Source organism: Streptomyces sp. NPDC053474 (genome assembly GCF_044544845.1).
GTDB lineage: Bacteria > Actinomycetota > Actinomycetes > Streptomycetales > Streptomycetaceae > Streptomyces.
Window position 1 is genome coordinate 68,282 of sequence record NZ_JBITXV010000005.1, and the last position, 25,407, is coordinate 93,688.

16 protein-coding genes and 1 tRNA gene are annotated in these 25,407 nt (G+C 71.8%); 9 read left to right on the top strand and 8 right to left on the bottom strand.

Translation table 11 applies throughout. The features are described from left to right. Positions 1 to 62 precede the first annotated feature (62 nt). Complete coding sequence (locus tag ACIG3E_RS13155) at positions 63 to 2,645, bottom strand: ABC transporter permease (RefSeq protein ID WP_399614998.1); 2,583 nt, start codon at positions 2,643 to 2,645, stop codon at positions 63 to 65. Then, on the bottom strand, positions 2,642 to 3,430 hold the full coding sequence (locus tag ACIG3E_RS13160; protein ID WP_399615000.1) for an ABC transporter ATP-binding protein: 789 nt from the start codon (positions 3,428 to 3,430) through the stop codon (positions 2,642 to 2,644). The genes ACIG3E_RS13155 and ACIG3E_RS13160 overlap by 4 nt, the downstream gene beginning before the upstream one ends. Positions 3,431 to 3,930: 500 nt before the next feature. On the opposite strand from ACIG3E_RS13160, the gene ACIG3E_RS13165 reads away from it, so the two are divergent. Next, on the top strand, positions 3,931 to 5,562 hold the full coding sequence (locus tag ACIG3E_RS13165; RefSeq protein WP_399615002.1) for an MFS transporter: 1,632 nt from the start codon (positions 3,931 to 3,933) through the stop codon (positions 5,560 to 5,562). 51 nt (positions 5,563 to 5,613) lie between these two features. Here the strand turns inward: ACIG3E_RS13165 and ACIG3E_RS13170 are convergent, their stop codons facing one another. The 3 genes from ACIG3E_RS13170 to ACIG3E_RS13180 all read right to left on the bottom strand — a co-directional run bounded on the left by ACIG3E_RS13170 (position 5,614) and on the right by ACIG3E_RS13180 (position 10,714). After that, positions 5,614 to 6,531 carry a cellulose-binding protein gene (locus ACIG3E_RS13170; RefSeq protein WP_399615005.1) on the bottom strand — a complete coding sequence of 306 codons (918 nt, stop codon included), beginning with the start codon at positions 6,529 to 6,531 and terminating at the stop codon, positions 5,614 to 5,616. Between the two features lie 296 nt (positions 6,532 to 6,827). After that, positions 6,828 to 9,716 (bottom strand): SUKH-4 family immunity protein, encoded by a 2,889-nt coding sequence (locus tag ACIG3E_RS13175; RefSeq protein WP_399615008.1) that lies wholly within the window; start codon positions 9,714 to 9,716, stop codon positions 6,828 to 6,830. Between the two features lie 8 nt (positions 9,717 to 9,724). Continuing rightward, positions 9,725 to 10,714: an SMI1/KNR4 family protein gene (locus ACIG3E_RS13180; protein ID WP_399615011.1), complete on the bottom strand. Its 990-nt coding sequence runs from the start codon at positions 10,712 to 10,714 to the stop codon at positions 9,725 to 9,727. 247 nt (positions 10,715 to 10,961) lie between these two features. On the opposite strand from ACIG3E_RS13180, the gene ACIG3E_RS13185 reads away from it, so the two are divergent. Together ACIG3E_RS13185 and ACIG3E_RS13190 are read left to right on the top strand one after the other, a co-directional pair. Next, positions 10,962 to 11,561 (top strand): YwqJ-related putative deaminase, encoded by a 600-nt coding sequence (locus tag ACIG3E_RS13185; protein WP_399615014.1) that lies wholly within the window; start codon positions 10,962 to 10,964, stop codon positions 11,559 to 11,561. 67 nt (positions 11,562 to 11,628) lie between these two features. Further along, complete coding sequence (locus ACIG3E_RS13190) at positions 11,629 to 12,120, top strand: SUKH-3 domain-containing protein (protein ID WP_399615016.1); 492 nt, start codon at positions 11,629 to 11,631, stop codon at positions 12,118 to 12,120. A 140-nt stretch (positions 12,121 to 12,260) separates the two neighbouring features. Here the strand turns inward: ACIG3E_RS13190 and ACIG3E_RS13195 are convergent, their stop codons facing one another. Next, positions 12,261 to 13,598 (bottom strand): sensor histidine kinase, encoded by a 1,338-nt coding sequence (locus ACIG3E_RS13195; RefSeq protein ID WP_399615020.1) that lies wholly within the window; start codon positions 13,596 to 13,598, stop codon positions 12,261 to 12,263. A 177-nt stretch (positions 13,599 to 13,775) separates the two neighbouring features. On the opposite strand from ACIG3E_RS13195, the gene ACIG3E_RS13200 reads away from it, so the two are divergent. The 6 genes from ACIG3E_RS13200 to pth all read left to right on the top strand — a co-directional run bounded on the left by ACIG3E_RS13200 (position 13,776) and on the right by pth (position 18,938). Continuing rightward, positions 13,776 to 14,651, top strand: a complete 876-nt coding sequence (locus ACIG3E_RS13200; protein ID WP_399615022.1) for a hypothetical protein — start codon at positions 13,776 to 13,778, stop codon at positions 14,649 to 14,651. Further along, positions 14,637 to 14,708 (top strand) — tRNA-Gln (locus tag ACIG3E_RS13205). Before ACIG3E_RS13200 ends, ACIG3E_RS13205 begins: the two co-directional genes overlap by 15 nt. Positions 14,709 to 14,869: 161 nt before the next feature. Then, the gene (glmU, locus tag ACIG3E_RS13210; protein ID WP_399615024.1) at positions 14,870 to 16,327 is read left to right on the top strand and encodes a bifunctional UDP-N-acetylglucosamine diphosphorylase/glucosamine-1-phosphate N-acetyltransferase GlmU; all 1,458 of its coding nucleotides are present in this window, start codon (positions 14,870 to 14,872) and stop codon (positions 16,325 to 16,327) included. 171 nt (positions 16,328 to 16,498) lie between these two features. Further along, a complete protein-coding gene (locus ACIG3E_RS13215; protein WP_399615027.1) occupies positions 16,499 to 17,488 on the top strand; it encodes a ribose-phosphate diphosphokinase in 990 nt (329 codons plus the stop codon). A gap of 175 nt (positions 17,489 to 17,663) precedes the next feature. Beyond that, on the top strand, positions 17,664 to 18,251 hold the full coding sequence (locus tag ACIG3E_RS13220; RefSeq protein WP_399615030.1) for a 50S ribosomal protein L25/general stress protein Ctc: 588 nt from the start codon (positions 17,664 to 17,666) through the stop codon (positions 18,249 to 18,251). A gap of 90 nt (positions 18,252 to 18,341) precedes the next feature. Beyond that, complete coding sequence (pth, locus tag ACIG3E_RS13225; protein ID WP_138960151.1) at positions 18,342 to 18,938, top strand: aminoacyl-tRNA hydrolase; 597 nt, start codon at positions 18,342 to 18,344, stop codon at positions 18,936 to 18,938. Positions 18,939 to 19,101: 163 nt separating this feature from the next. Here the strand turns inward: pth and ACIG3E_RS13230 are convergent, their stop codons facing one another. Together ACIG3E_RS13230 and ppc are read right to left on the bottom strand one after the other, a co-directional pair. Then, positions 19,102 to 22,374 carry a hypothetical protein gene (locus ACIG3E_RS13230; protein WP_399615033.1) on the bottom strand — a complete coding sequence of 1,091 codons (3,273 nt, stop codon included), beginning with the start codon at positions 22,372 to 22,374 and terminating at the stop codon, positions 19,102 to 19,104. Between the two features lie 167 nt (positions 22,375 to 22,541). Next, the gene (gene ppc, locus ACIG3E_RS13235) at positions 22,542 to 25,304 is read right to left on the bottom strand and encodes a phosphoenolpyruvate carboxylase (protein WP_399615036.1); all 2,763 of its coding nucleotides are present in this window, start codon (positions 25,302 to 25,304) and stop codon (positions 22,542 to 22,544) included. Positions 25,305 to 25,407: the final 103 nt, after the last annotated feature.

Below are 25,407 nucleotides of genomic sequence, written 5' to 3' on the forward strand. Positions count from 1 at the left end.
GCACACCACAGTGCCCCGGCCGCGCGGGCCGGGGCACCGGAGGGTCGCCCTCGCGGGTGGTGCTACTCCGTTGCGATCGCGTTCAGCACGTTCATCCGGCCCGCCCGGAACGCCGGGATCAGGGCGGCGAACAGGCCCACGAAGGCGGAGCCCACGAAGACCGCGATGATCGTCGGCCAGGGGATCTCCAGGACCTTCAGGCCCTCCAGGGCGAGGAGCTTCTGGGCGGTCGCGCCCCAGCCCATGCCCAGGCCGAGGCCGAGGAGGGCGCCGAAGAGGGCGATGACCACGGACTCCATGCGGATCATGCGGCGCAGCTGGCGGCGGGAGAGGCCGATGGCCCGCATCAGGCCGATCTCGCGGGTGCGCTCCACCACCGAGAGGGCCAGGGTGTTCACCACGCCCAGGATGGCCACGATGATCGCGAGGCCGAGGAGGCCGTAGACGATGTTCAGAAGCTGGCCGACCTGGTCCTTCAGGGTCTGCTTGAAGTCGGTCTGGTCCTGGACCTTGAGCTGCGGGTCCGTCTCCAGGGTCTTCTTCAGCGCGGCGTAGGCCTCGTCCTGCTTGCCGTCGACCGCCTTGGCGAAGACGGTGCCGCTCAGCGGCATCCGGTCGGGGGCAACATACCGCTCGACGGTGGTGATGTTCAGGTACATCGCGCCCCGGTCGAGGGTGCCCTCCTCATCGGTGATCGCCGCGAGCTTCAGCTGTCCGGTCCGGCCGTCGTCGAAGGCGACCTTGAGCTTGTCGCCCACCTTCAGGTGGTGGTCCTTGGCGAAGCTCTCGCCCACCGACATCGCGTTCGCCCCGTAGGCGGCGGACATCTTGCCCGCGGTGGTCTCGCGGCGCAGGTCCTGCACATAGGTGCGATCGTTGGCGCTGAGGTCGACGCCCTTGTCGGTCTTGCCGTCGGGGGTGGTGATGTCGGCCTTGACCTCCTTGTAACGGGTGGTGTGGGCGACGTACGGGGTGTCCTTGAGGCGCTTCTCCACCTGGTGGCTGACCGGCTGCCTGCCCTGGATGATGAAGTCGGCGCCGACCGACTTGTCCAGCTCGTCCGTGGCCGAGGCGACCATCGACGTGCCGACCACCGAGAGGCAGGCCACCAGGGCCAGGCCGATCATCAGGGCGGCGCCGGTGGCGCCGGTGCGGCGGGGGTTGCGCAGGGCGTTGCGCTCGGCCATGCGGCCGACGGGGCCGAACATCCGCAGCAGGACGGCGCTGATCGCGCGGACCACGAAGGCCGCGAGGACCGGGCCGATGACGACGAAGCCGATGAGCGTGAGGACGACGCCGAGGCCGAGGAAGAGGGAGCCCTCCTTCGCCTTGTCGGCGGCCGCCGCGGCGTAGAGGCCGAAGACTCCGGCGCCGGTGAGGACCAGGCCGAGGGCGGCGCGCACCGCGGAGGACCTGCCGTCGGCCGGGGTGCCCGCGTCGCGCAGGGCGGCCATCGGGGAGACCTTGCCCGCGCGGCGGGCCGGGAGGTACGCGGCGAGGACGGTGACGATGACGCCGAGGAGCAGGCCCACCACCGGGGTCGTCGCCGAGATGGTGAGGTCCTCCGTGGACAGCTCCATGCCCACGCCCGACATCAGCTTCATCAGGCCGACCGCGAGGCCGATGCCCGCGCCGATGCCGAGGACGGAGCCGACGACGCCGAGCAGCAGGGCCTCGACGAGCACCGAGCGGTTGACCTGCTTGCGGCTGGAGCCGATGGCCCGCATCAGACCGATCTCACGGGTGCGCTGGGCGACCAGCATGGAGAAGGTGTTGATGATGAGGAAGATGCCGACGAGGAAGGCGATCCCGGCGAAGCCGAGCATCGCGTACTTCATGACGTCCAGGAAGCCGCTGACGGACTTGCGGTTGGCGTCGGCGCTCTCCTTCTGCGTCTTGATCTTGTAGGCGGCGGCGTCGGCGCCGAGGGTCTTCGCCACGTTCGCCTTGAGCGCGGTGTCGCTGACGCCGCTCGCGGCGGTGACGTTGACGTGCGTGAACCGGCCGGTGGCACCCAGCAGTTCGCGCTGGGCGGTGGCGGTGTCGAAGTAGACGACGGTGGCGCCGGGGTTGGTCACCTTGAAGGTGGCGATGCCGGTGATCTTCGCGGTGAAGGTGCCGGTGGCGGCGATGGTGCGCAGCTCGTCACCGATCTTGAGGTTCTTCTTGTCGGCGGTGTCGGCGTCGAGCATCACCTCGGTGGGGCCGCGCGGGGCGTGGCCGGAGGTGATCTCCATGGACCGCAGGTCGTTCTTCGTCCAGTTGCCCGCGAGGGTGGGGGCGCCGCTGGAGGGGCCGATGTCCTTGTTCTTGGAGTTGACGACGGTGACGCTGTCGCTGCTGATCGCGCCCTCGACGGACTTCACGCCGTCGGCCTTCTTCACCTGGGCGACCGTGGCGGCGGGCAGGGTCTCGGGCCTGCCGGTGCGCGGGCCCTCGTCGCCCGCGTCCGGCGCGTCCTTCGGAGTGAGGGTGACGTCGGAGGACGTGGCCGCGAAGAGCTTGTCGAAGGTGGTGGACATCGTGTCGGAGAACACCAGGGTGCCGCACACGAAGGCCACCGAGAGGACCACGGCGACGGCGGAGAGCGCCATGCGTCCCTTGTGCGCGAAGAAGTTGCGCATCGAGGTCTTCCACACGGTCATGACGTGCGCCCCCGGGCGTCGAAGTGCTTCATGCGGTCGAGGACTTGGTCCGCGGTGGGGCTGTACATCTCGTCGACGATGCGGCCGTCGGCCAGATACAGCACGCGGTCCGCGTACGACGCGGCGACCGGGTCGTGGGTGACCATGACGATGGTCTGGCCGAGCTGCGTCACCGACGTGCGCAGGAAGCCGAGGACTTCGGCGCCCGCGCGGGAGTCGAGGTTTCCGGTCGGCTCGTCACCGAAGATGATCTCGGGCTGGGAGGCCAGGGCACGGGCCACGGCGACGCGCTGCTGCTGACCGCCGGAGAGCTCGGTGGGCCGGTGCTTGAGGCGCCCGGCGAGGCCGACGGTCTGGACGACCTGGTCGAGCCAGGCCTTGTCGGGCTTGCGGCCCGCTATGTCCATCGGCAGCGTGATGTTCTCCAGGGCGTTCAGCGTCGGCAGGAGGTTGAACGCCTGGAAGATGAAGCCGACGCGGTCGCGGCGCAGCTGGGTGAGCTTCTTGTCCTTCAGGCCGGTGATCTCGGTCTCGTCGAGGTAGATCTGTCCGCCGCTGACCGTGTCGAGGCCCGCGAGGCAGTGCATCAGCGTGGACTTGCCGGACCCGGAGGGGCCCATGATCGCGGTGAACTGGCCGCGGGCGATGTCCACGTCGATGTGGTCGAGGGCGACGACCCGGGTCTCGCCGGAGCCGTACGCCTTGACGACCTGGCGTGCCCGTGCCGCGACGGCCGTACGCCCGCCAGTTCCCCCGTGCCTGGGAGTGGATACAGCCGTTGTCACGGTAAGTCTCCTATGTCGGTGACGAGATGAACGCGTGTCGGCGCGCTCACATGGATCAGTGTGGAGCGCCGGGGTACTCCGGCGCCCTGGTGCACAGCGCAGTCTTTTCCTGGGGAAAACCCCACCCCCCGCGCTGTGGTTCGTCGCAGGACGCGGAGCCGGACCCCCGTTACCGGCCCCGCGCCCCGTGCCTGCGCCCGGAGCCTTCGCCCCGTGCCCGTGCCCGGCGGCTTCGCCCCGTGCCCTGCGGCGTAAAGCAAATCTAAGGACCGGCCCGCGCCTTCTCGTCCTCCGCCGGTACCAACGTCCCCCTGCCCCTAGTACGGAGGTCCCCCTAGGGGTTCTCCACCCGGCGGTGGAGCGCTTCTCAGGGTCACTCCACCCTCTTGTTGACCAAGCAACCGCCCTACCAGGGGAGAAGCTCTCCACCCCCTCCCTGGAGCACGCCAACAGTGAGAAGGTGACCGGGGCAACCGGTGCAAGGGGAAAGGACTTTGACCATGGCGGCAGCGCAGGCGCGGCGCTCGGACCGGCGCGGCGCCGTCGTCGCCGCGCTCATGCTCGTCATGGCGCTCGCCGCCCTGGACGCCACCATCGTCTCCACGGCCGTACCGCAGATCGTCGGCTCCCTCGGCGGCTTCTCCGTCTTCTCCTGGCTGTTCTCCGGCTATCTGCTCGCCGCGACGGTCACGCTGCCCGTCTACGGGAAGCTGTCCGACACCTTCGGCCGCAAGCCCGTCCTGATCGTGGGCTGCGCCCTGTTCCTCGCCGGTTCGGTGCTGTGCGCGCTCGCCTGGAACATGGGCTCCCTGATCGCCTTCCGCGTCCTTCAGGGCCTCGGCGGCGGCGCCCTCCAGGGCACCGTGCAGACCGTCGCCGCCGATCTGTACCCGCTCAAGGAGCGCCCCCGCATCCAGGCCAGGCTCTCGACCGTGTGGGCCGTGTCCGCCGTCGCGGGCCCCGCGGTCGGCGGCCTGCTCACCGCCTACGCGGACTGGCGCTGGATCTTCCTGGTCAACCTGCCCGTCGGCGCCTTCGCGCTCTGGCTGATCGTCCGCCACCTGCACGAGCCGGTACGCCCGCCGGGCGAGCGGCACCGCGTCGACTGGCCCGGGGCGCTCGCCGTGTTCGCCGCGGGCGGGGCGCTGCTCACCGCGCTCGTGCAGGGCGGCGTCGCCTGGGGCTGGCTGTCGCCGCCCTCGCTCGCGCTGTTCGCGGCGGGGCTCGCGTGCGTCGGCGCGATCGTGGCCATCGAGCGGCGCGCCGCGGACCCGATCATTCCGGGCTGGGTGTGGCGGCGCCGCCCCATCGCCGCCGTGAACCTGGCGCTCGGCTCACTCGGCCTGCTGATGGTCGCGCCCACCGTCTTCCTGCCCACGTACGCGCAGTCGGTGCTGCGACTCGCCCCGACAGCCGCCGGTTTCGTCCTGTCCATCATGACCCTGAGCTGGCCCGTGTCGACCGCCCTGAGCCAGCACGTCTACCGGCGCGTCGGCTTCCGCAACTGCGCGATGGTCGGCATCAGCGCCGCCGCCTGCGTCCTGTTCGCCTTCCCGCTGCTCCCCTACCCCGGCGCGGCCTGGCAGCCCGCGCTCCTGATGCTGCTGCTCGGCGCCGCGCTCGGACTCTTCCAGCTCCCCCTGATCGTCGGCGTCCAGTCGACCGTCGGCTGGGCGGAGCGCGGCACGACCACCGCGTCCGTCCTCTTCTGCCGCCAGATCGGCCAGACCATGGGCGCGGCCGTCTTCGGCGCGATCGCCAACGGCGTCCTCAGCTCCCGGCTCGGCGGCGCGGGCTCGCTCGACGCCGTCGCGAAGTCCCTCGACGACCCGGACTCCGTCGCCGACCCGGAGCGGCTGCGCCGGGCCGTCGACGCGGCCGTGGACGCCGTGTACGTGGGCGCGGGCTGCGCGGCGGTGCTGTGCCTGCTCGTCCTGCTGCTGCTCGCGCCCCGGCGCTTCCCCGTCATCCAGGAGCCGGACGCGGAGGGGCCGGGCACGGAGGAGCCGGGCGCGGAGGAGCCGGGCGCGGAGGAGCCGGGCGCGGCGGCCGCCGCCGAAGCCGGGGCGCAACAGGAGCCCCAGGAGGCGCGGTTGACTCGTACGCGCCCCGAGGAGCGCCCTAGCGACTGATCAGCGCGGGGAAAGGCCCACGCGCCCCCTGCCCTCCCACCGGGCCCCCGCTCAGGAGGCGTCGCCCGGACTCTGGCCGGGGACATCGCCGTAGCCCCGGCCGGTCAGCGAGGCCAGGCTGTTGCGGACGTGGTCCATGTGCGCCCGCACCTCGTCCCAGCGCTCGCCGTGCTCGCGCAGCAGCCGCTCCGTCTCCCGCCCGATCCGCTCCTCGCGCACCCGGGCCGCCGCGATCAGCTCGGCGGCGCGCGCGGCCGCGTCCTCCTCGCGGTGCCGGGCGGCCTCCTCCGCCTCGGCACAGGCCCGCTTCGCCTCGGCGAGACGGGCCTCGGCCGCCGCGACGAGGGCCGCCTCACGGGCGTCGGCGACGGCCTCCCGCTCGGCGATCTCCCGCTCCGTGGCCTCCCAGCGCTCGGCGTGCTCCTTCTCCTGCTCGGCAAGGAGACCGCTCGTGCGCCGGCGCATCTCCCGCAGCGCTGCGAGGGCCTCGCCGCGCCACTCCTTCGCGTCGCGGCGCGCCGCGGCCCGCAGCTCGTCCGCGGTGGCCCGCGCGGCGAGCAGCCGCTGCCTGGCCCGCTCCTCGGCCTCGCCCCGCACCGAATCGGCGTACGCCCGCGCGGCCGCGCGCAGCTCCGTGGCGGCGGCCGCGACGGCCTGCCCGAGCTCGTAGGTGTCGGCCGCGGCGGCGTCCCGCACGGCCGCGGCCTCCTCCTCGCTCAGCGCGAGCAGGTGCTGGGCGCGCCGGCCGAGCTCGTCGTACGTCTGCGGGGCCAGGCGCGCCACGACCTCGCGCAGGCGCGCCGCCTCCTCCCCCATGTCCCGGGCGAGGACGGTGAGGCGGGCGGCCCGCTCCCACGCGGCGTCCCGGTCCCGGGACAGCGCGTCGGCGTACGCCTCCACCTGCTCGGGACGGTAGCCGCGGCCGCGGCCGGTGACGAAGCCATGAGGTGACGCACCGCTGCCGCTCATCCTGGTTCCCCTCTTTCGCCCACACGGACTCTCACCGTCGCGCTGACTCTCTCCGCCGCGCCACCCGCGTACAACGCGATTGGCGCACATCTTGATGGATCAAGCGGAAGTGGTCATAACACGACACTCCGTCAACGCCACCCGGTCAAGGATGCGTCAATTGGGGCCAGAAGTCGGAATCGGGGTGTCGTTCCGCCGTACGTCGAAGAGCCGTGCGACCTCCGACCGGGGGCGCAGCGCCGGAGCGCCCGACCCGTCGTACAGGTCGAGCGCCCCGGTCACACACCACGTACGGACTACAGCAAGCCGTCCCACATCTGCTCCAGGAGCACCGACCACCAGCTCTCCGGCGAGGACAGCGCCGCCGGGTCGAGCGCGGCGAGCTGCGCCTGGAAGTCGACGGTCCAGCGCCCCGCCTGCTCCTGGTTGAGGCCGTAGCGCAGCCGCCACATGCGGCCGAGCAGCGCCAGACAGCGCACGAACTCCGGCAGCCCCGTGTTCACGAACTGCGGCGGCACCGGAGCCCCGCCAGGCCCCGCCTCCACCGGCACCGCGACGATGTGCGCCGTGCCGTACTGGACGCAGACCGCCCGGCCGAAGTCGCTGCCCATCACCAGGTACGAACCCGCGTCCGGCGCGGGCGCCACCCCGCGCTCCTGCGCCAGCTCGGCGAGCGTCGGCACCGGCCGCCCCGGCTGGGCCTGCGCCCAGAAGAACGGACCGAAGTCGAGCGGCAGACCCGCCACGACGAGCGTGTGCGCCACGACGTCCGGCACGCCCTGCCGGGACACCGCCCGCTGGTCGAACCGGAACACCCCCGGCCCGAACGCCCCCGCGAGCTCCTGCGCCACGGCCTCCGGCGGCACCGGCGGCGTCGGCGCCACCGGCGGCAGCGGCGCCCGCACCGGCGCCGGACGCGCCGGACCGTCCGCGACCTGGTGCAACTCGCCCTGGTGCGCGAGCAGCTGCTGCATCCCCTGCTGACGCGACGCGTGATCCCGGCCGTACGGCGCGATCGAGGTGATGCGCGCCTGCGGCCACGTCTCACGGATCATCCGCGCGCAGTACGCGCCCGGCAGCTCACACGACTCCAGCTCCGTGTGCAGCTCCAGGACCTGGTCCGCCGGAATGTTCATGCCACGCAGCTCGTGGAAGATCTGCCACTCCGGGTGCGGGGTGCCCGGCGCCGACCGCCGGATCACCTGCTGCTCGGACCCGTCCGGGGCGCGGTAGCGCAGCACCGCCTGGTAGCCGGGCCCCACCGTCGGCTGCCCGGTGGGCGGCTGCGGATAGCCGTACGGCTGCCCGGCACCCGGCGGCGGCATCCCCGGGCCCGGCGGCACCATGCCCGGAGCGGGCGGCGGCATGCCGGGCGCACCCGGGGCCGCGGGCGGCAAAGGCGCACCGGGGCCGCCGACGGCGGGACCCGCGAGCATGGTGGCGGCGTGGTGGACACCGCCACCGGGCGCACCCGGGACGCCGGGGGCGCCAGGGGGCTGCGGCGCACCCGGAGCACCGGGCGGGCCGGGAGGCTGCGGCGCACCCGGGGCGCCAGGAGGCTTGGGCGCGCCGCCGAGGCTCGGGTCGGCCAGCATCGTCGCCGCGTGGTGCACCCCACCGGGCGGCGTTCCCGGAACACCGGGCGCGGCAGGCGGCTGCGGAGCACCAGGCGCACCAGGCGGCTGCGGCCCACCGCCCGCACTCGGGTCGGCCAGCATCGTCGCCGCGTGGTGCACCTCACCGGGCGGCGTACCCGGAACACCGGGCGCGGCAGGCGGCTGCGGAGCACCAGGCGCACCAGGCGGCTGCGGCCCCTCGGGGCCGAGCGGCGACACGAGCTGCGTCGCCACATACGCGCCGCCGGGCGCACCGGGCTGCGGCGCGCCAGCACCCTCGGACGGGGGCGGCGTCTGAGGCCCGGGCGGCGGAGTCGCCCCCGCGGGCGGAGGCGGCGTACCGGGGCCACCCACGGCCGCCCCGGCGGGCGGCGGCGGAAGCTGCGGGCCCGCGCCCGGCGCACCGGCGGGCGGCGGCGTGCCGGGGCCGCTCGGCGTCGCACCGGCGGGCGGCGGGGGCATGCCCGGACCACTCGGAGCCGCCCCGGCGGGGGGCGGCGGAAGCTGCGGGCCCGCGCCTGGCGCACCGGCGGGCGGCGGCGTACCAGGGCCACCCGGAACCCCACCCACCGGCGGAAGCGGCGCACCGGGCCCACCCGCGGTCGGAAGCGGCACATGGGCGCCACCCGCACCCGCACCAGCAGGCGCAGGCGGCACAGAGGGGCCACTGACCGCCGGACCGGCGGGCGGCGGCGGCACCTGCGGGCCACTCACGGCCGAGCCAGCGGGCGGCGGCGGAAGCTGCGGACCGCTCACCGCCGAGCCCGCGGGCGGCGGCGGAAGCTGCGGGCCCGTGCCCTGCGCCCCGGGCGCCGGGTCGTCCAGGGCGGGCGCGACCGCCGTCTTCGGGAGCTGGCTGCCGCCCGACATCAGCGCGGTCTTCGCCTCCGGCGACACGCTCGGCGGCGGCACGTCCTCCTCGTCCCCGTCCAGATTCACCGGCGGCGAGAACACCGTCGCGGGCAGCGGCACCGCCACGTCGTCGTCATCGCCCCCGATGTTCGTGTCCGTACCGGCCCACGGCGTCTCCGACGACGGCCCGGCGGAACCGGACACACCCACCGACGCCCCGACAGCCTCACCGGCAGCAGGCCACGACGCGCCACCACCCTCCGGCCCCTCCGGAACAGGCCCCGCCGACGTCGCCGCGGGCTCCGGCTCCGGCGCGGACGGCGACGACCGCCGGTCCGGGATCCCCAGCTTGTCCGCCGCCTCCTGCAACCACTCCGGCGGACTCAACAGGAACGACGTCTGGTTCAGATCCATGCGCTCCGGCGCCGCCGGCGCGACCGCGGGCTCCGGCGCGTCCGACACCCCGTACTCCTCCTCGTACCGGCGGATCACCTCACCCACCGGCAGCGCGGGCCACAACGTGGCCTCACCGCTGTCCCGGGCGATCACCAGACGCTGACCGCCACCGTCCGAACGCGGACCGCCCTCGCGGTCCTCCGCCCAGACCACGAAGCCCAGGTCGAACTCCCGCACCCGCACCTCACGGTGCCCTGGCGGCGGCACCTCACCGTTGATCCACTCCTCGGCGCGCTCCTGCGCCTGTGCGAAGGTCACCATCTCGGAGCTCACTCCCCCACCGGGACGACACGCGCGAAGCCGCCGTCCACCATCAGGTTCGCCACGGTCTCCAGCTCGGGCGGACTGCCCGCGAGCCGGGACAGGAACGCGTCGAAGTCGTCCCCGCACGGCAACAGCAGCCGCCGCACCCGCTCCGCGGGCGCCCAGGACGGATCCACGTCACGCGCGTCGTCGTACGCGCAGAACCACACCGAGCCGACCCGATCGCCCTTCACCTTCACCGCGAGCAGACCGCCCTGCACAAAACCGACCCCCAGGAAATCCTTGGTCAGATGGTCGCGCAGACACTTGTTCACGTACACCAGGTCGTTCACGGCCGCCTCGTCACGCACCGTGAAGAACGGCTGGTCGATCAGCAGACCCAGCTCCGCGTCCAGGGCCGTCCCCACCGGCGCACAGCCGCCCGCCGCCTTCAAGAAGGAGCGATACGCCCCCGGCAGCCGATAGCCCAGGTCCTCCTCGACCCCAGCCACCTGGCTCTCCGAGACCGCCAGCGCCCCCTTCGGCAGCGCCAGATGCGCCGGACGCGTCTCCTGCAACGGACGCGTACCCCGCTTGCCGTGATCCACGGCGGACGTGGCGATGCCCCCGTGATGCCGCAGCAACGCCTTCACCTCGACCGGCACCAGCTCAAGACGGCGACCGCCCGGCACGTGGTGCCACGTCCAGCCGTGCGGCGTCGCCACCGCCGGAATCGTGTCCCACAGCTCGTGCCCCGACGCCGCGAGCGCCGCGTTCGCCGACACATAGTCCGTGAGCCGCAGCTCGTCCACGCCGAAACCCTCCGGCGGCTCCGCGATCTCCGCCGCCGCACGCGCGTACGGCGAGAAGACCGGATAGCCCTCACCGTCCACCCGCACACCCCTGGGATGCCGCGCGGCCCGGACCGGATCCGGGAAGTGCACGACCTGCCCGGCGTAGGCCGCGTTCGGCGGCGCGGCCTGCTGCCCGAGCCGACCTGGCCGACCTGTCGTCATGGCGGTTGCCCTCCTGCGGCACTGTCGACGTTCACGAATGGCGACAGCCTATGCGGAAGGACGACACGGGTCACCGGCCCGCCGGAACCGTGACCACCCGCCACGAGCCCGTCACCCAGAGACGAAACCCCGTCGTGTCGCACCGACCCAGCTTCCGTACCACGCGCCCCATTTGGCAGTCTGTTCCCGCAACGCGGGGGCGTGGCACCAGCGGCCGACGCCGCGGGCACGGGGAGGGAAACACCACATGCACACGGCACAAACCAGCATGTCACGGACCACCGATACATCCACCGAAAGCACCGGAACCGTTCACTCCACGACCACAGCCACCACCACGGCACGCACCACGGGGACCCCAGGCACCCCCGGCGGCGACCCCCGCGTCGGCTGGAGCAGCGTCCCCGCCGACGCACCCATCCTGCTCCACCGCCGCGACGGCATCCTGCCCACCGTCGCCGCCGCGCTCTCCGTCCGCGGCACCACCCTCACCAGCACCCCCAAACGCGGCGAGGAACCACCCGACCTGCACCCCCTCGTCCAGGACTTCCTCGACGCCCTCCCCAGCGCCCAGCGCGAACGCTTCACCGGACGCTGCGCCGAAGCCCTCCTCGTCTCCCGGCACCTCACCACCGCCGACGCCAGCCGCTCCAAACGCGCCCGCCGCAAACCCATGACCAACGGCGAAGCCCGCAAAGCCCTCAAACACGCCAAACTCACCACCCGCCGCATCCGCGAGGACGGCGACCCCCTGCACGGCTCCTTCGCCCGCCCCTGCCGCTCCTGCACCGCCCTCACCGACCACTTCGGCGTCCGCGTCGTGGACCCCACAGCGGCCGACGGCTGACACCCCCGCCGCACCGCCCACCACCACGCCGGACCACACCGCACCACACCCGAGGGCACCCACCACCATGCACACCGACCACTCCACCCGCTTCCCCGTACCCGTCGACGCCGCCCTGCGCACCGCGGGCTGGCGCCCCGGCCGCTGGGACATCAAACAAGCCGAGATCTGGGCCGACGTCCTGCGCCGCCACACCTCACCCGCAGGCCACCAGCACGCCGTCTTCCCCGCCGCCGTCGAAGCCTGGGCCGAATTCGGCGGCCTCCACATCACCCCCCAGGGCCCCGGCCGCCAAATAGCCCCCGCCACCCTGCACCTCGACCCCATGTACGGCCTCCACACCGCCCGCACCCTCGGCGACCTCGGCCGCGCCCTCGGCACCGAAGTCAGCCCCATCGGCGAAGAGACCGACACCCAGGCCCTCCTCGCCATCGACGCCCGCGGCCGCGTCTACAGCCTCGACCACACCGGCGACTGGTACCTCGGCCAACACCTCGACCAGGCCCTCACCACCCTCATCGCGGGCACCCAACCCGTACGCCTCACCGCCGGAACGTAGGCGCTTCGCTGGATGTCGCCGCCCTGTGCCGTCTGGCGACTACGGGTCCATCGTGGCTGGTCGCGCCCACGCGGCGGAGCCGCCGTCGACACAGCCCCGCGCCCCTACGAGGCGCTCCCGTACGGCGGCAGACGCCGAGATCAGGCCCCGGCCACCCCCGCCGGAAGCACCGCCGACACCCGGAAACCACCCGCGTCCGTCGGCCCCGAAACAAACACCCCACCCAGCGCCGTCACCCGCTCCTTCATCCCCACCAGACCATTGCCACCACTCGGCAACCGCGCGTCCGCCGGAGCCGTCTCCGGCGGCGGCCCGTTCTCCACCTGCATCGCGATCTCCGCACCACGATGCGCGAGCCGCACATACGCCTTCGCACCCGCCGCATGCTTGAAGACGTTCGTCAACGCCTCCTGCACCACCCGATACGCCGTCTCCTCCACATCCGCCGCATACAGCCGCGCCTCACCCTCCACGGACATGTCCACCACCATGCCCGCCGCCCGCGACTGATCCACCAACGCGTCCAGCTCCGCCAGACACGGCCCCTCCGCCAGCTCCCCCGCCTCCACACCCCCGGCCCGCGACGCCGCCCGCGACGCCGCCTCCCCCACCGCCGCCAACGGCACCGGAGCCGGAGCCGGAGCGGGCTTCGGCGGAGCCTCACCCGCCCGCAACACCCCCAACATCTCCCGCAACTCCGTCAGCGCCTGCCGACCCATGTCCCCCACCAGCGCCGCGTTCTTCACCGCCTTCTCCGGATCCTTCCGCGCCACCGCCTGCAACGCCGCCGCGTGCACCACCATCAGACTCACCCGGTGCGCCACCACGTCATGCATGTCCCGGGCGATCCGCGTGCGCTCCTCGTTACGCGCCCACTCCGCCCGCTCCTCCGCCCGCTCCGCCAGCAACTGGAGCTCCCGCTCCAAACTGTCCGCCCGCTCCCGCAACGACTCCATCAGCCGACGACGCGCACCCACATACAGACCGAGCAACAACGGCGGCGCCGTCACCCCCAGCGACGTACTGATCGCGATGAACGGGATGACCCCCTCGCCGATCGTCAGATCCCCGCTCGCTATGTCCTGATTGGCCCGCACCATCGTCACGATCAACGTCCCCGCCAACGACATCCCCGCCAGCGCCCCGATGATCCGCCGCGGCAGCTCCGACGCCGCCAACGTGTACAGACCCACGATCGTCATCAGGACGCCCATCTGCGCCGGCGTGATCGCCACCGCGATCAACACCACCGCGATCGGCCAGCGACGACGCAACACCAGCGTCGCCCCCGCCAGCACCCCGAAGCCCACCCCCACCGCCAACGGCAGCCCCGCGTCCCGCGCGAACTCGACACCCTCCGCGCCACACTCCGCCGCCGACACGACGCCGAGCCCCACATCGAGCACGGCACTGCGCCGCCGCTCCCACCACCACGGCCCTGTCCTGGCCGCGGTCCCGCTGTCCCCCGTCGTGGTCATGTCTTCCAGCCTACGGGCGCCGACGCCCGGTTTTCCGGTGAGTTTCCGGCACGCGAGCACCCCGCGGCCCTACCCCGACGGCCCTCGGACGACGCCCGAACCGCCAGGTAACCCTCGAACAGTTGAACCGCCCAGATTTTCGACCCGGAACCCAAAATTCCGAACGAGGCTCGCCGCATGACCGAGATCACCGACTTCGCCTCCCTCCGCGACCGAGCCATCACCCTGCGCCGCGCGGGCCTCAGCCTCCGCCAGATCGCCGACGCCCTCGGCGTCCGCAGCAAGGACCTCCTCCAACGCCTGGTCGCGGGCGAGCCCGCCCCGGAGTGGACCAAACGCCCCAGGGCCAAGGACGACCTCCGCGAACGCGCCCGCGAGCTGCGCCTCAAGGGCTGGACGTACAACGAGATCAAGGAGGAACTCGGCTGCTCCAAGAGTTCCGTGTCCCTGTGGGTACGAGACCTCCCGAAGCCGGAGCCGCGCTGCACGCCGGAGGAACAGAGGGCTCGCATGAACGCGGGGCTGGCCCGGCTCCGCGCCGAGCAGGACCGCGAGCGCGCCGCGATCCGCCAGGCGGCCACGGAATCCATCGGCCCCATGTCGGACCGCGACCTCTTCATCGCTGGAGTCGCGCTGTACTGGGCGGAAGGCACAAAGAGCAAGCCCTACGCTCGGCGAGAGCGCGTCACGTTCGTCAACAGCGACCCCGAAATGATCATGATCTTCCTGCGCTGGCTCGATCTCCTCGAAGTCAAGAGCGAGCACGTGCGCTACTGCGTCATGATCCATGAGACCGCAGATGTGCAGGGCGCCGAACAGTACTGGGCGGACCTCGTCGGCGCCGACCGCTCCGCGTTCAACAAGACGACCATCAAGAAGCACAACCCCAAGACCGTGCGCAAGAACGTGGGCGAGACCTACCGCGGTTGCCTGGTGGTCCAGGTCCGGCAGAGCGCGGAGTTGTACCTTCGCATCGAAGGCTGGTGGCATGGCATGGTGGTGGGCGTCGACTGGAAGCGCGTAGGCTTCCCTGCACGGTCCCCCGTGGTGTAATCGGCAACACACGTCACTTTGGATGATGTATTTCAGGTTCGAGTCCTGGCGGGGGAGCCGAACTTGGTTCGGGTCCTGACCTAAAGGTCGGGGCCCGCTTCCTTTTGGGCTCGCGGGTCGGCCCGGGCACCCCGACCGCCCAAGGCCCCCGGCCCGATTACGCCCCGGTATCCTGCGGATGTCCGAACCCCACGCATTCGAAGCCGAAGGGCACCCCCGTGAGCGCCAATTGCCCGGCAGCCGTCGTCGTCCTCGCAGCGGGTGAGGGCACCCGTATGAAGTCGGCCACTCCGAAGGTCCTGCACGACATCTGTGGCCGTTCCCTCGTCGGGCACGTGCTCGCCGCCGCGCGCGAGCTCGCGCCGGAGCGTCTGGTCGCCGTCGTGGGGCACGGGAGCGAGCGCGTCACGGCGCACCTCGCCGAGATCGACCCGCAGGCCCGCACGGCGTACCAGGCGGAGCAGAACGGCACGGGGCACGCGGTCCGCATCGGTCTGGAGGAGATCGGCGGCCGGGTCGAGGGGACGGTCGTCGTCGTGTGCGGGGACACCCCGCTGCTGACGGGCGCGACGCTGCGGCGCCTGGCGGAGACGCACGACGCCGACGGCAACGCCGTGACCGTGCTGACGGCCGAGGTCCCCGACGCGACCGGGTACGGCCGGATCGTGCGTGACCCGGAGTCGGGTGCGGTGACGGCGATCGTGGAGCACAAGGACGCGAGTGACGCGCAGCGGGCGATTCGTGAGATCAACTCCGGGGTGTTCGCGTTCGACGGTCAGCTGCTCGCGGACGCGCTGGGCAAGGTGCGTACGGACAACAGTCAGGGTGAGGAGTACCTGACGGACGTGCTGGGCATTCTGCGGGAGGCGGGGCACCGGGTCGGGGCGTCGGTGGCGGAGGATCACCGGGAGATCGCGGGGATCAACAACCGGGTGCAACTGGCGGACGCGCGGCGGGTGTTGAACGACCGGCTGCTGACGGAGGCCATGCTCGCGGGGGTGACGGTGGTGGATCCGGCCTCGACGTGGGTGGACGCGACGGTGACGTTCGAGCGGGACGCGCTGGTGCACCCGGGTACGCAGCTGTTGGGGGCGACGCATCTCGGTGAGGGCGCGGAGGTCGGTCCGAACACGCGCCTGAAGGACACGGCGGTGGGTGCGGGCGCGCGGGTGGACAACACGGTGGCGGACGGCGCGGAGGTCGGCGCGGGGGCGTCGGTGGGTCCGTTCGCGTATCTGCGGCCCGGTACGCGGCTGGGGGCGAAGGCCAAGGCCGGGACGTATGTGGAGATGAAGAACGCGACGATCGGTGAGGGTACGAAGGTGCCGCACCTGTCGTACGTGGGGGACGCGACGATCGGTGAGTACTCGAACATCGGGGCCGCGAGTGTCTTCGTGAACTACGACGGTGAGGCCAAGCACCACACGACGGTGGGGTCGCACTGCAAGACGGGTTCGGACAACATGTTTGTGGCTCCTGTCACGATTGGCGATGGTGCTTACACGGCTGCGGGGTCGGTGATCACGAAGGACGTGCCGCCGGGTTCGTTGGCTGTCGCCCGTGGCCAGCAGCGGAATATCGAGGGCTGGGTGGCCCGTAAGCGTCCGGGGAGCGCGGCGGCGAAGGCGGCCGAGGCGGCCTCCCGGGGGTCCGAGAACGCGGTCGGCGAGGGCTGACCGGCAACCTGACTGGAAAAAGGTGCGCTGAACACCGCGTACCGTGATAGGTGCACACCAATCGGCTGACTCGTGGCGCGGCCTATGTCCTGGGATGCGGAGTATCGCTCCTGGACCTCTGGATGTATCGCGGGTGCAGCAGCGGAAGAACTCGTCTGAGGAGACAGTGCTGTGACCGGGATCAAGACGACCGGCGAGAAGAAGTTGATGTTCTTCTCCGGCCGCGCCCACCCCGAGTTGGCCGAGGAGGTCGCCCACGAGCTGGGCATCGGCGTCGTACCGACCAAGGCGTTCGATTTCGCCAACGGCGAGATCTACGTGCGCTACCAGGAGTCGGCACGTGGCGCGGACTGCTTCCTGATCCAGAGCCACACGGCTCCGATCAACAAGTGGATCATGGAGCAGCTGATCATGATCGATGCTCTGAAGCGGGCTTCCGCGCGGAGCATCACCGTGATCGTGCCGTTCTACGGCTATGCGCGTCAGGACAAGAAGCACCGCGGCCGTGAGCCGATCTCGGCGCGTCTGGTCGCGGATCTGATGAAGACCGCGGGTGCGGACCGCATCGTCACCGTGGATCTGCACACGGACCAGATCGTGGGCTTCTTCGACGGTCCGGTCGACCACCTCTTCGCGCTGCCGATCCTCGCGGACTACGTGGGCACGAAGGTGGACCGGGACAAGCTCACGGTCGTGTCCCCGGACGCGGGCCGGGTGCGTGTGGCCGACCGCTGGTGCGACCGTCTGGGCGCGCCGCTGGCGATCGTGCACAAGCGTCGTGACAAGGACGTCGCCAATCAGGTGACGGTCCACGAGGTGGTCGGCAACGTCGAGGGCCGGGTGTGTGTCCTGGTCGACGACATGATCGACACCGGTGGCACGATCTGTGCGGCGGCTGACGCGCTGTTCGCGCACGGTGCGGAGGACGTCATCGTGACGGCGACGCACGGTGTGCTGTCGGGTCCGGCGGCGGACCGGCTGAAGAACTCGAAGGTGAGTGAGTTCGTGTTCACGAACACGCTGCCGACGCCGAACGAGCTGGAGCTCGACAAGATCACGGTTCTTTCGATCGCTCCGACCATCGCCAACGCGGTGCGGGAGATCTTCGAGGACGGCTCTGTGACCAGCCTCTTCGAGGAGCAGTCGGGTCCGACGGACTGAGTCCTGCTTGATCGTTTTGGGGTGCGGCCTCCCCGCCGAGTAGACTGTCGAAGTTGCTCGGCGAGGGAGGCCGTACTCATTGGGGTACGGCGGTCCGTTATCGACGCGCTCTTCGTAGCAGGCCAGTCGTATGGCCGGGTGACACCTTCGTTCACCTATCTACGAGGAGTGCCCCATGTCTGAGGTCAAGCTCAGCACCGAGATCCGTTCCGAGTTCGGCAAGGGTGCCGCCCGCCGCATCCGTCGCGAGAACAAGGTTCCCGGCGTGCTGTACGGCCACGGCACGGACCCCGTCCACGTCACGCTGCCGGGTCACGACCTGATGATCGCCCTGCGTACGCCGAACGTCCTGCTGTCCCTGGACATCGACGGCAAGAGCGAGCTGGCCATCCCGAAGGCCGTGCAGCGTGACCCGCTGAAGGGCTTCATCGAGCACGTCGACCTGCTCCTGGTCAAGCGTGGCGAGAAGGTCACCGTCGAGGTTCCGGTCCACACCGAGGGCGAGCTGGCCGCCGGTGGCAACCTGCTCGAGCACGTGCTGTCCACGCTGCCGATCGAGGCCGAGGCCACGCACCTGCCCGAGTCCGTCACGGTCTCCATCGCGGGCCTGGAGGCCGGTGCCTCCATCCTGGCCAAGGACATCACGCTGCCCGCCGGTGCGACCCTGTCCGTCGACGCCGACACCGTGGTCCTGCAGGTCCTGGCCGCGCAGGCCGAGGAAGCCCCGGCCGAGGCCGAGGGCGACGCGGCCGCCGAGGCCTGAGCCGCCTTCTCAAGGCAGTGACAACCGCCGTCCAGCGCTCCGGCGCTGGGCGGCGGTTGGGCTATGAGCAGCGATGGAGGAGACACCCAGATGACGACGGACCCGAGCGCTCCCTGGCTGGTCGTGGGGCTCGGCAACCCCGGGCCCGGGTACGCCATGAACCGGCACAACGTGGGCTTCATGGTCGTCGACCTGCTCGCCCAGCGGATCGGCGGTACGTTCAAGCGTGCCGGGAAGGCGCAGGCGCAGGTCCTGGAGGGCCGTCTGGGGCCGATGGGTCCTGGCAGCCGTCGTGTCGTCCTCGCCAAGCCGACGTCGTACATGAATCTGTCGGGCGGTCCGGTGACGGCGCTGCGCGACTTCTACAAGGTGCCGACGGCGAACGTCGTCGCCGTCCACGACGAGCTCGACATCGACTACGGCACGCTGCGGCTGAAGCTCGGTGGCGGTGACAACGGGCACAACGGTCTGAAGTCGATGACCAAGGCCATGGGGTCCGACTACCACCGGGTCCGCTTCGGGATCGGCCGTCCGCCGGGGCGGATGCAGGTCGCCGACTTCGTGCTGAAGGACTTCTCGTCGGCGGAGCGCAAGGAGCTGGACTACTTCGTGGACCGGGCCGCGGATGCGGTTGAGTGCCTGGTTGTGGAGGGGCTTGAGCGGGCCCAGGGCACGTACAACTCCTGAGCGGTGGGGGCCTTGTCCTCCCACCCTCCCGCCCGTGCGGCCCCGGTGACCCGGCTCGGCCCCGACCTGGCGGCCTTTCCCGCCGTTGTCCGGGTGTTCCCCCGCCCACCCGCCCCTTTCGGGGCGGGTGGGCGGGGTGTTTTCAGTCCGGGGCGGGCTCAGCTCACAGGTGGCCCTGTTCCTCCCGGCGCCTGCGGGCGATCGCCGCGAGCAACGCGCCTGCCGCGAGCAGCGCCGCCGCGATCCCCGAGGCCAGCCACGCTCCCCCGGACCCGGTGTCCGGCAGCGTCGGCGGCCGGGTCGACTCCGACGGTGAGGGCGAGGGCGACGGCGGTTCGGTCGGCTCGGACGGAGACGGGGAGGGAGACTCCGACTCCGAGGGCGACGGGGACGGCGAATCCGAGGGCGACGGGGAGTCAGACGGCGACGGCGAGTCGGACGGCGACGGTGAAGGCGAGTCCGACGGCGACGGAGAGGGAGACGGGGAATCCGACGGCGAGGGAGACGGGGACGGCGAGTCCGACGGCGACGGCGAGTCCGACGGCGACGGGGACGGCGAGTCAGAGGGGGACGGCGACGGGGACGGGGAGTCCGAGGGCGACGGGGACGGAGACGGCGAGTCGGACGGGGACGGCGAAGGCGAGTCCGACGGCGACGGGGACGGAGACGGGGAGTCAGAGGGCGAAGGCGACGGGGACGGGGAATCCGACGGCGAAGGCGACGGGGACGGCGAGTCCGACGGCGACGGGGACGGGGACGGGGAATCCGACGGCGAAGGTGACGGGGACGGGGACGGGGCCGGTTGGACTTCGTCGACGACCCAGGGGGCCTCGGTGGCGAGGAGGTCGCGCGTGGAGCCGTCCGGCTGGCGGCGGTCGCCCGAGATGGCGATCTTGTTCCAGGTGCGTTCCCCGCCCTCGAACGGCTCCCCGCCCGGGGAGCTCTCCGGCACCTCCATCAGCCAGCGCAGCGTATAGCGCTCACCGGCGGAGAACACGTGCCCGTCGAAGTCGAAGCGGATGGAGCGGATCCGGCTCCAGTCGGTGACCTCGTCGGCGGGGACGAAGGAGGGGTCGATCTCGCCGCCGCACTGGAAGGGCGCGCTCTTGTCGGGGGTGTTGTCCATCTCGGGGCGGCAGGGGTCGGGTTCCTCGGAGTAGGTGATGGTCACGGGGGCGCCGCCCGCGTCGATGGGCCCGGTGAGGGTGGGGCGCCACTGGCTGGTCACGTCGTCCTCGTAGCGGCCGCTGGTGACGCCGTAGGTGCCGGGGGCGGGCAGCAGGTCGTAGGCGACGACGTTGGTGAGGTCGGTGTTGCCCATGTTGCCGAGGACGGTGCGGTATTCGACGGTGCCGCCGATGGTGGACTGGCCGACCTCGTCCTCCTTGCCGGGGACCTCCGCGGAGCCCTTGAAGGCGTCGTCCTTGTCGCCCTTGACCTCTTTGGTGACGAACAGGGCGGAGGATTCGGCGATGGCGAAGTCGTCGGTGGCCTCGGCGACGTTCTCGGTGGTGTCGCCGTCGCCGTCGATGTCGTGGGTGTCGGTCCTGCGGGTGTTGACGGGCCGCTCGGCGTCGTAGAGGCCCGCGCGGTTGCCCTTGTAGTCGGCGTCGCCCGGGGAGCCGCCGTAGGTGCCACTGGCGGCGCCCGGCTCGACGGTCGTGCGGAAGGTGTAGACGCAGGAGGAGTCGTCGGCGGGGATCTCGGCGCCGGGTTCGGCGGTGAGTTCGACGCGGGTGCGGCCGTCGGGGCCTTCGGAGACGGTCTCGGTGAAGCGGTCGGCGGCGGGGCAGTAGTCGGGCTGGTCGTCCGCGAGGGTCCAGGAGCCCTTCACGTACGAGAGCTGGCTCGGCACCAGGTCGACGTAGCGGGGGCGCAGCGGGGAGGAGCCGGTGCGGTAGCGGTCGTTGGTGAGGGTCACGGTCCAGGTGTGGCTGCCGCCGGGGCCGACGGGGATGGGGTCGGTGGACTTGGTCAGCTCGGGCTGGGAGACCTCGGGTTCGATGTGGAAGCTGGTGCAGGACTCTTCGTCGGCGGTGCCCGCGGTGCCGGTGAGGTTCAGGCGGGCGCAGTTGTCGACGTCGCCGCTGCCGCCGGGCAGGGCGTCGGCGTCGGCGGTGCCGTCGATCTTGACGATGAGGTGGGTGCCGGCGGGGAGGCGGGGGACGTCGACGCGTACGGACACGAGGTCGCCGAATTGGCGCAGGTCGATGGTCTGGCCGGTGGGGGTGACGGTCTCGGTGCTGCCGTCGCGGCGGGTGAGCTGGACGGTCCAGTCGCCGGAGTAGGTGCCCCATGAGGAGGTGTAGAGGCTGAGGTTCTCGGCGGTGAAGCCGGTGGGGAGGGTGTCGCTGAGGCGGGCGTCGGCGGCGTCGGTGCCGGTGTTGGCGAAGCGCAGGAAGTAGTTGACGAGCTGGCCGTCGGCGGCGAGAGGGGTGTCGACGGATTTGTCGAGGGTGCCGGAGACTTCGCCGCCGCCGGTGCCGACGACGGTGTCGGCCTTGTCGGACTTGGTGATCTCTTCGGTGCTGGGGCCGAAGGGGTCGCCGCTGATGGTGGCGGTGTCGGTGAGGGTGGTGCCGTCGGCGACGCTGTCGCGGACCTTGACCCGGATTTCGTGGACGACGCCGTAGGGGTAGGTCTTGACCTGGGCGAGCTGGTCGCCGGGGCGGTCGGGTTCGGTGTCGACGGGCCAGCTGATGGTGCGGGTTGCGGGGTCGTAGGTGTATCCGGCGGGGGTGGCGTCGACGAGGTCGACGCCTTCGGGGAGGACGTCGGTGAGGACGGCGTTCTCCAGGGCGAGGTTGCCGCGGGGGCGGTTGGTGTTGCGCGGGTCGTTGGTGGCGGTGACCTTGTAGGTGATGGTCTCGCCGGGGCGGGCGCGGGAGGGGCCTTCCTTGCGGACGGCCGGGTTGGGTTCGGCGGTGACCTCGACGACGGCGTCGTCGGTGCTGGGGGTGCCGTCGCCGTTGGTGGCGGTCGCGGACATGCTCGCGCGCTGGTCGCCGGGGGGCGTCCAGTAGTCCTCGGTGGGCCAGCTGACGGTGAGCTGTGAGCTCTGGCCGCTGGCGATGGAGCTGTAGGTGACGGTGACGCTGCCGTCGTCGTGGGCGGTGACGCCGGTGACGCCGGGCGGGTAGGGCTGGGAGATCACGCCCTTGCCGGAGGCGCCGGGCGGCGGGGTGAAGGTGACGGTCACCGACTGGCAGTCTCCGGGGATGGAGCACTGGATGAAGCCGTTGTAGGTGACGTGGTCGCCGGACGGCACCGGCGTGGTGCCGGGGTCGAGGCGGACGTTCATGCGGGCGTCGGCGCGGGCCGCGCTGTCGTTGGGGACCAGGGCGAGCGCCGCGAGGGCGGCGAGCAGGACGGCCACCGTGGCGCCGAGCGCGCGACGGTACCGGTGGGCGAGGAGGACCACAGCACTTCCGACCACGAGGGGACCTGAGGACGGGTCAACTGTGGGGCGGCCGCGTCCGCCCGCACCGCTACGACAAGGCGTTAACCGCACTTTTCACCTGAAAGGCCCCGCACCGGGAGGGTGCGGGGCCTTTCAACGGTACGGCCTTTCAACGGTACGGGCCGTTCGGGCGTGCGCCGGGGTCAGCCGGTGTTGCGCAGTCCGGCGGCGACGCCGTTGACGGTGAGCAGCAGGGCGCGGGCGAGCAGCGGGTCGACTTCGCCGTCGGCGGCTACCGTCTCGCGCTGGCGCTTGAGGAGGGCGACCTGGAGGTAGGAGATCGGGTCGAGGTAGGCGTCGCGGATGGCGAAGGTCTGGCGGAGCACGGGCTGGGCGTCGAGGAGTTCCTGCTCGCCGGTGACGCGGAGGACTTCGCGGACGGTCAGCTCGTGTTCGGCCTCGATGGTGGCGAAGATGTGCTTGAGGTCGTCGGGGACGAGGGAGTCGACGTAGTGCCGGGCGATCCTGAGGTCGGTCTTGGCCAGGGTCATCTCGACGTTGGAGATGAAGTTGCGGAAGAAGTGCCAGTGCTCGTGCATCTCGTCCAGGACGGTGTCCAGGCCCGCTTCGCGCAGGGCCTTGAGGCCTGAGCCGACGCCGAACCAGCCGGGGACGATCTGCCGCGACTGGGTCCAGCCGAAGACCCACGGGATGGCGCGCAGGCCGTCGAGCGAGACGCCCGAGCCGGGGCGGCGGGAGGGCCGGGAGCCCAGGTGCAGGTCGGCGAGCTGGTCGACCGGCGTGGAGGCGAGGAAGTAGGTCGGCAGGTCCGGGTCCTCGACCAGCTTGCGGTACGCGGCGTGGGCGGCGTCGGAGACGACGTCCATGGCGGCGTCCCAGCGGGCGAGGGCCTCGTCGGACTGGCGCGGGGCGGTGTGCAGGACGGAGGCCTGGAGGGTGGCGGCCACGGTGAGTTCCAGGTTCTCGCGGGCGAGCGAGGGCACCAGGTACTTGTCGGAGATGACTTCGCCCTGCTCGGTGACCTTGATCTCGCCTTCGAGGGTGCCCCAGGGCTGGGCGAGGATCGCGTCGTGCGAGGGGCCGCCGCCGCGGCCGACGGTACCGCCGCGGCCGTGGAAGAGGCGCAGGCGCACGCCGTAGCGGTGGGCGACGTCGCGCAGGCGGCGCTGGGCGCGGTGGATCTCCCACTGGCTGGTGGTGATGCCGCCGAACTTGGAGGAGTCGGAGTAGCCGAGCATGACCTCCTGGACGTCGCCGCGCAGGGCGACGAGGCGGCGGTAGGAGGGGTCGGCGAGCATCTCGTCGAGGATGACGTCGGCGGCGCGCAGCTCGTCGGTGGTCTCCAGGAGGGGCACGATGCCGATCTTGGCCCAGCCCGCGTGCAGGTCGAGCAGGCCTGCCTCGCGGGCGAGGACGGCGGCGGCGAAGACGTCGTCGGCGCCCTGGCACATGGAGATGATGTACGACTCGATGACCTCGGGGCCGAAGACCTCCAGGGCCTTCTTGACCGTGGCGAAGACGCCGAGGGTCTTCTGTCCCGCGGCGTCGAGGGGGGCCGGGGAGGGCGCGAGCGGGCGGCGGGACCGGAGCTCCTTGGCGAGCAGCTTCTGCCGGTACTCGCGCGGCATGTCGGCGTAGCGCCAGGACTCCTCGCCGAGGCGGTCGAAGAGCTGGCCGAGGGCGTGGTGGTGGGCGTCGGCGTGTTCGCGTACGTCCATGGTGGCGAGCTGGAGGCCGAAGGCGGCGAGGGTGCGGATGGTGCGGTTCATGCGGCCGTCGGCGAAGAGGGCGCCCTTGTGGGCGCGCAGCGACGTCTGGATGAGCGTGAGGTCGTGCAGGAGCTCGGTGGTGCCCAGGTAGTCGCGGCCGGGTTCGTGCGCGGTGCCCTTGGCCAGGCGCTGCTTGGTGTTCTCCAGCTTCTGGCGGACGCAGGTGGCCTTGAGGCGGTAGGGCTCCTCGGCGTTGAGGCGCTTGTAGCGGGGGCTGATCTCGGGCAGTCGCTCGAGGTCGGCCTGGAGGGAGGCGAGGAGTTCCTCGGTGGCGCCGGTGTAGCGGATGGAGTTCGACAGGAAGCTGCGGAGTTCGTCGACGGTGTCGAGGGCGTCGTTGATGCCGTGCTCGTGCTGGAGGATCAGGATGTCCCAGGTGACGTCGGGCGTCACGTTGGGGTTGCCGTCGCGGTCGCCGCCGATCCAGGTGCCGAAGGTCAGCGGGCGGGTGCCTTCGGGCAGCTGGACGCCGACGCGCTCCAGTTCCGCGGTGAGGTCCTCCAGGACGTCGCCGACGGCTCCGGCGTGGAGTTCGTCGAGGTAGTAGATGGCGTTGCGGGCCTCGTCGGCGGGCTCGGGGCGGACCACGCGCAGTTCGTCGGTCTGCCAGACGAGGTCGATGTTCTCGGCGAGGCGGATGTCGTGGCGGCGCCGGTCGGAGGGGATGACCGGGGTTTCCAGGAGCTCGGCGACGCGGCGCAGCTTGTTGAGGACGGAGCGGCGGGCGGCCTCGGTGGGGTGGGCGGTGAAGACCGGGCGCACGTTGAGGTGCTCGACGGTCTGGCGCAGGTGCTCGGGGTCGGCGTCCTTGAGCCGGTCCGCGGTGCGGGCGAGCAGGCCGCCCTCGGCGGCGCGGCGGGCGCGCAGCTCGCGGCCGCGGTGCACCTGCTCGGTGACGTTCGCGAGGTGGAAGTAGGTGGAGAAGGCCCGTACCAGCTTGGCGGCGGTCTCCAGCTCGGTGCCGCCGAGGAGCTTGGCGGCGGCCTCGCCGTCCTCGCGGGTGAGGCGGCGGACCTTCTCGACGAGGTCGAGGAGCTCGGGGCCTTCCTGGCGGACGAGGGTCTCGCCGAGGAGGTCGCCGAGGCGGCGGATGTCGGCGCGCAGCTCGCTGGTGGCCGTGGTCGTCGCGGTGCTCGCGGCGGCCTGCGGGGCGGTCTGGTCGTCGGCACTGCTCACAGGTGCGGCTCCTTGCGGTGAATCCCGGCCCTCGCGGGGTGGGAGACGGTGGGCACGTCTGGGAGGGGTCCCGGTGGGTGAACCGGGGGAGATAACAGAGCGG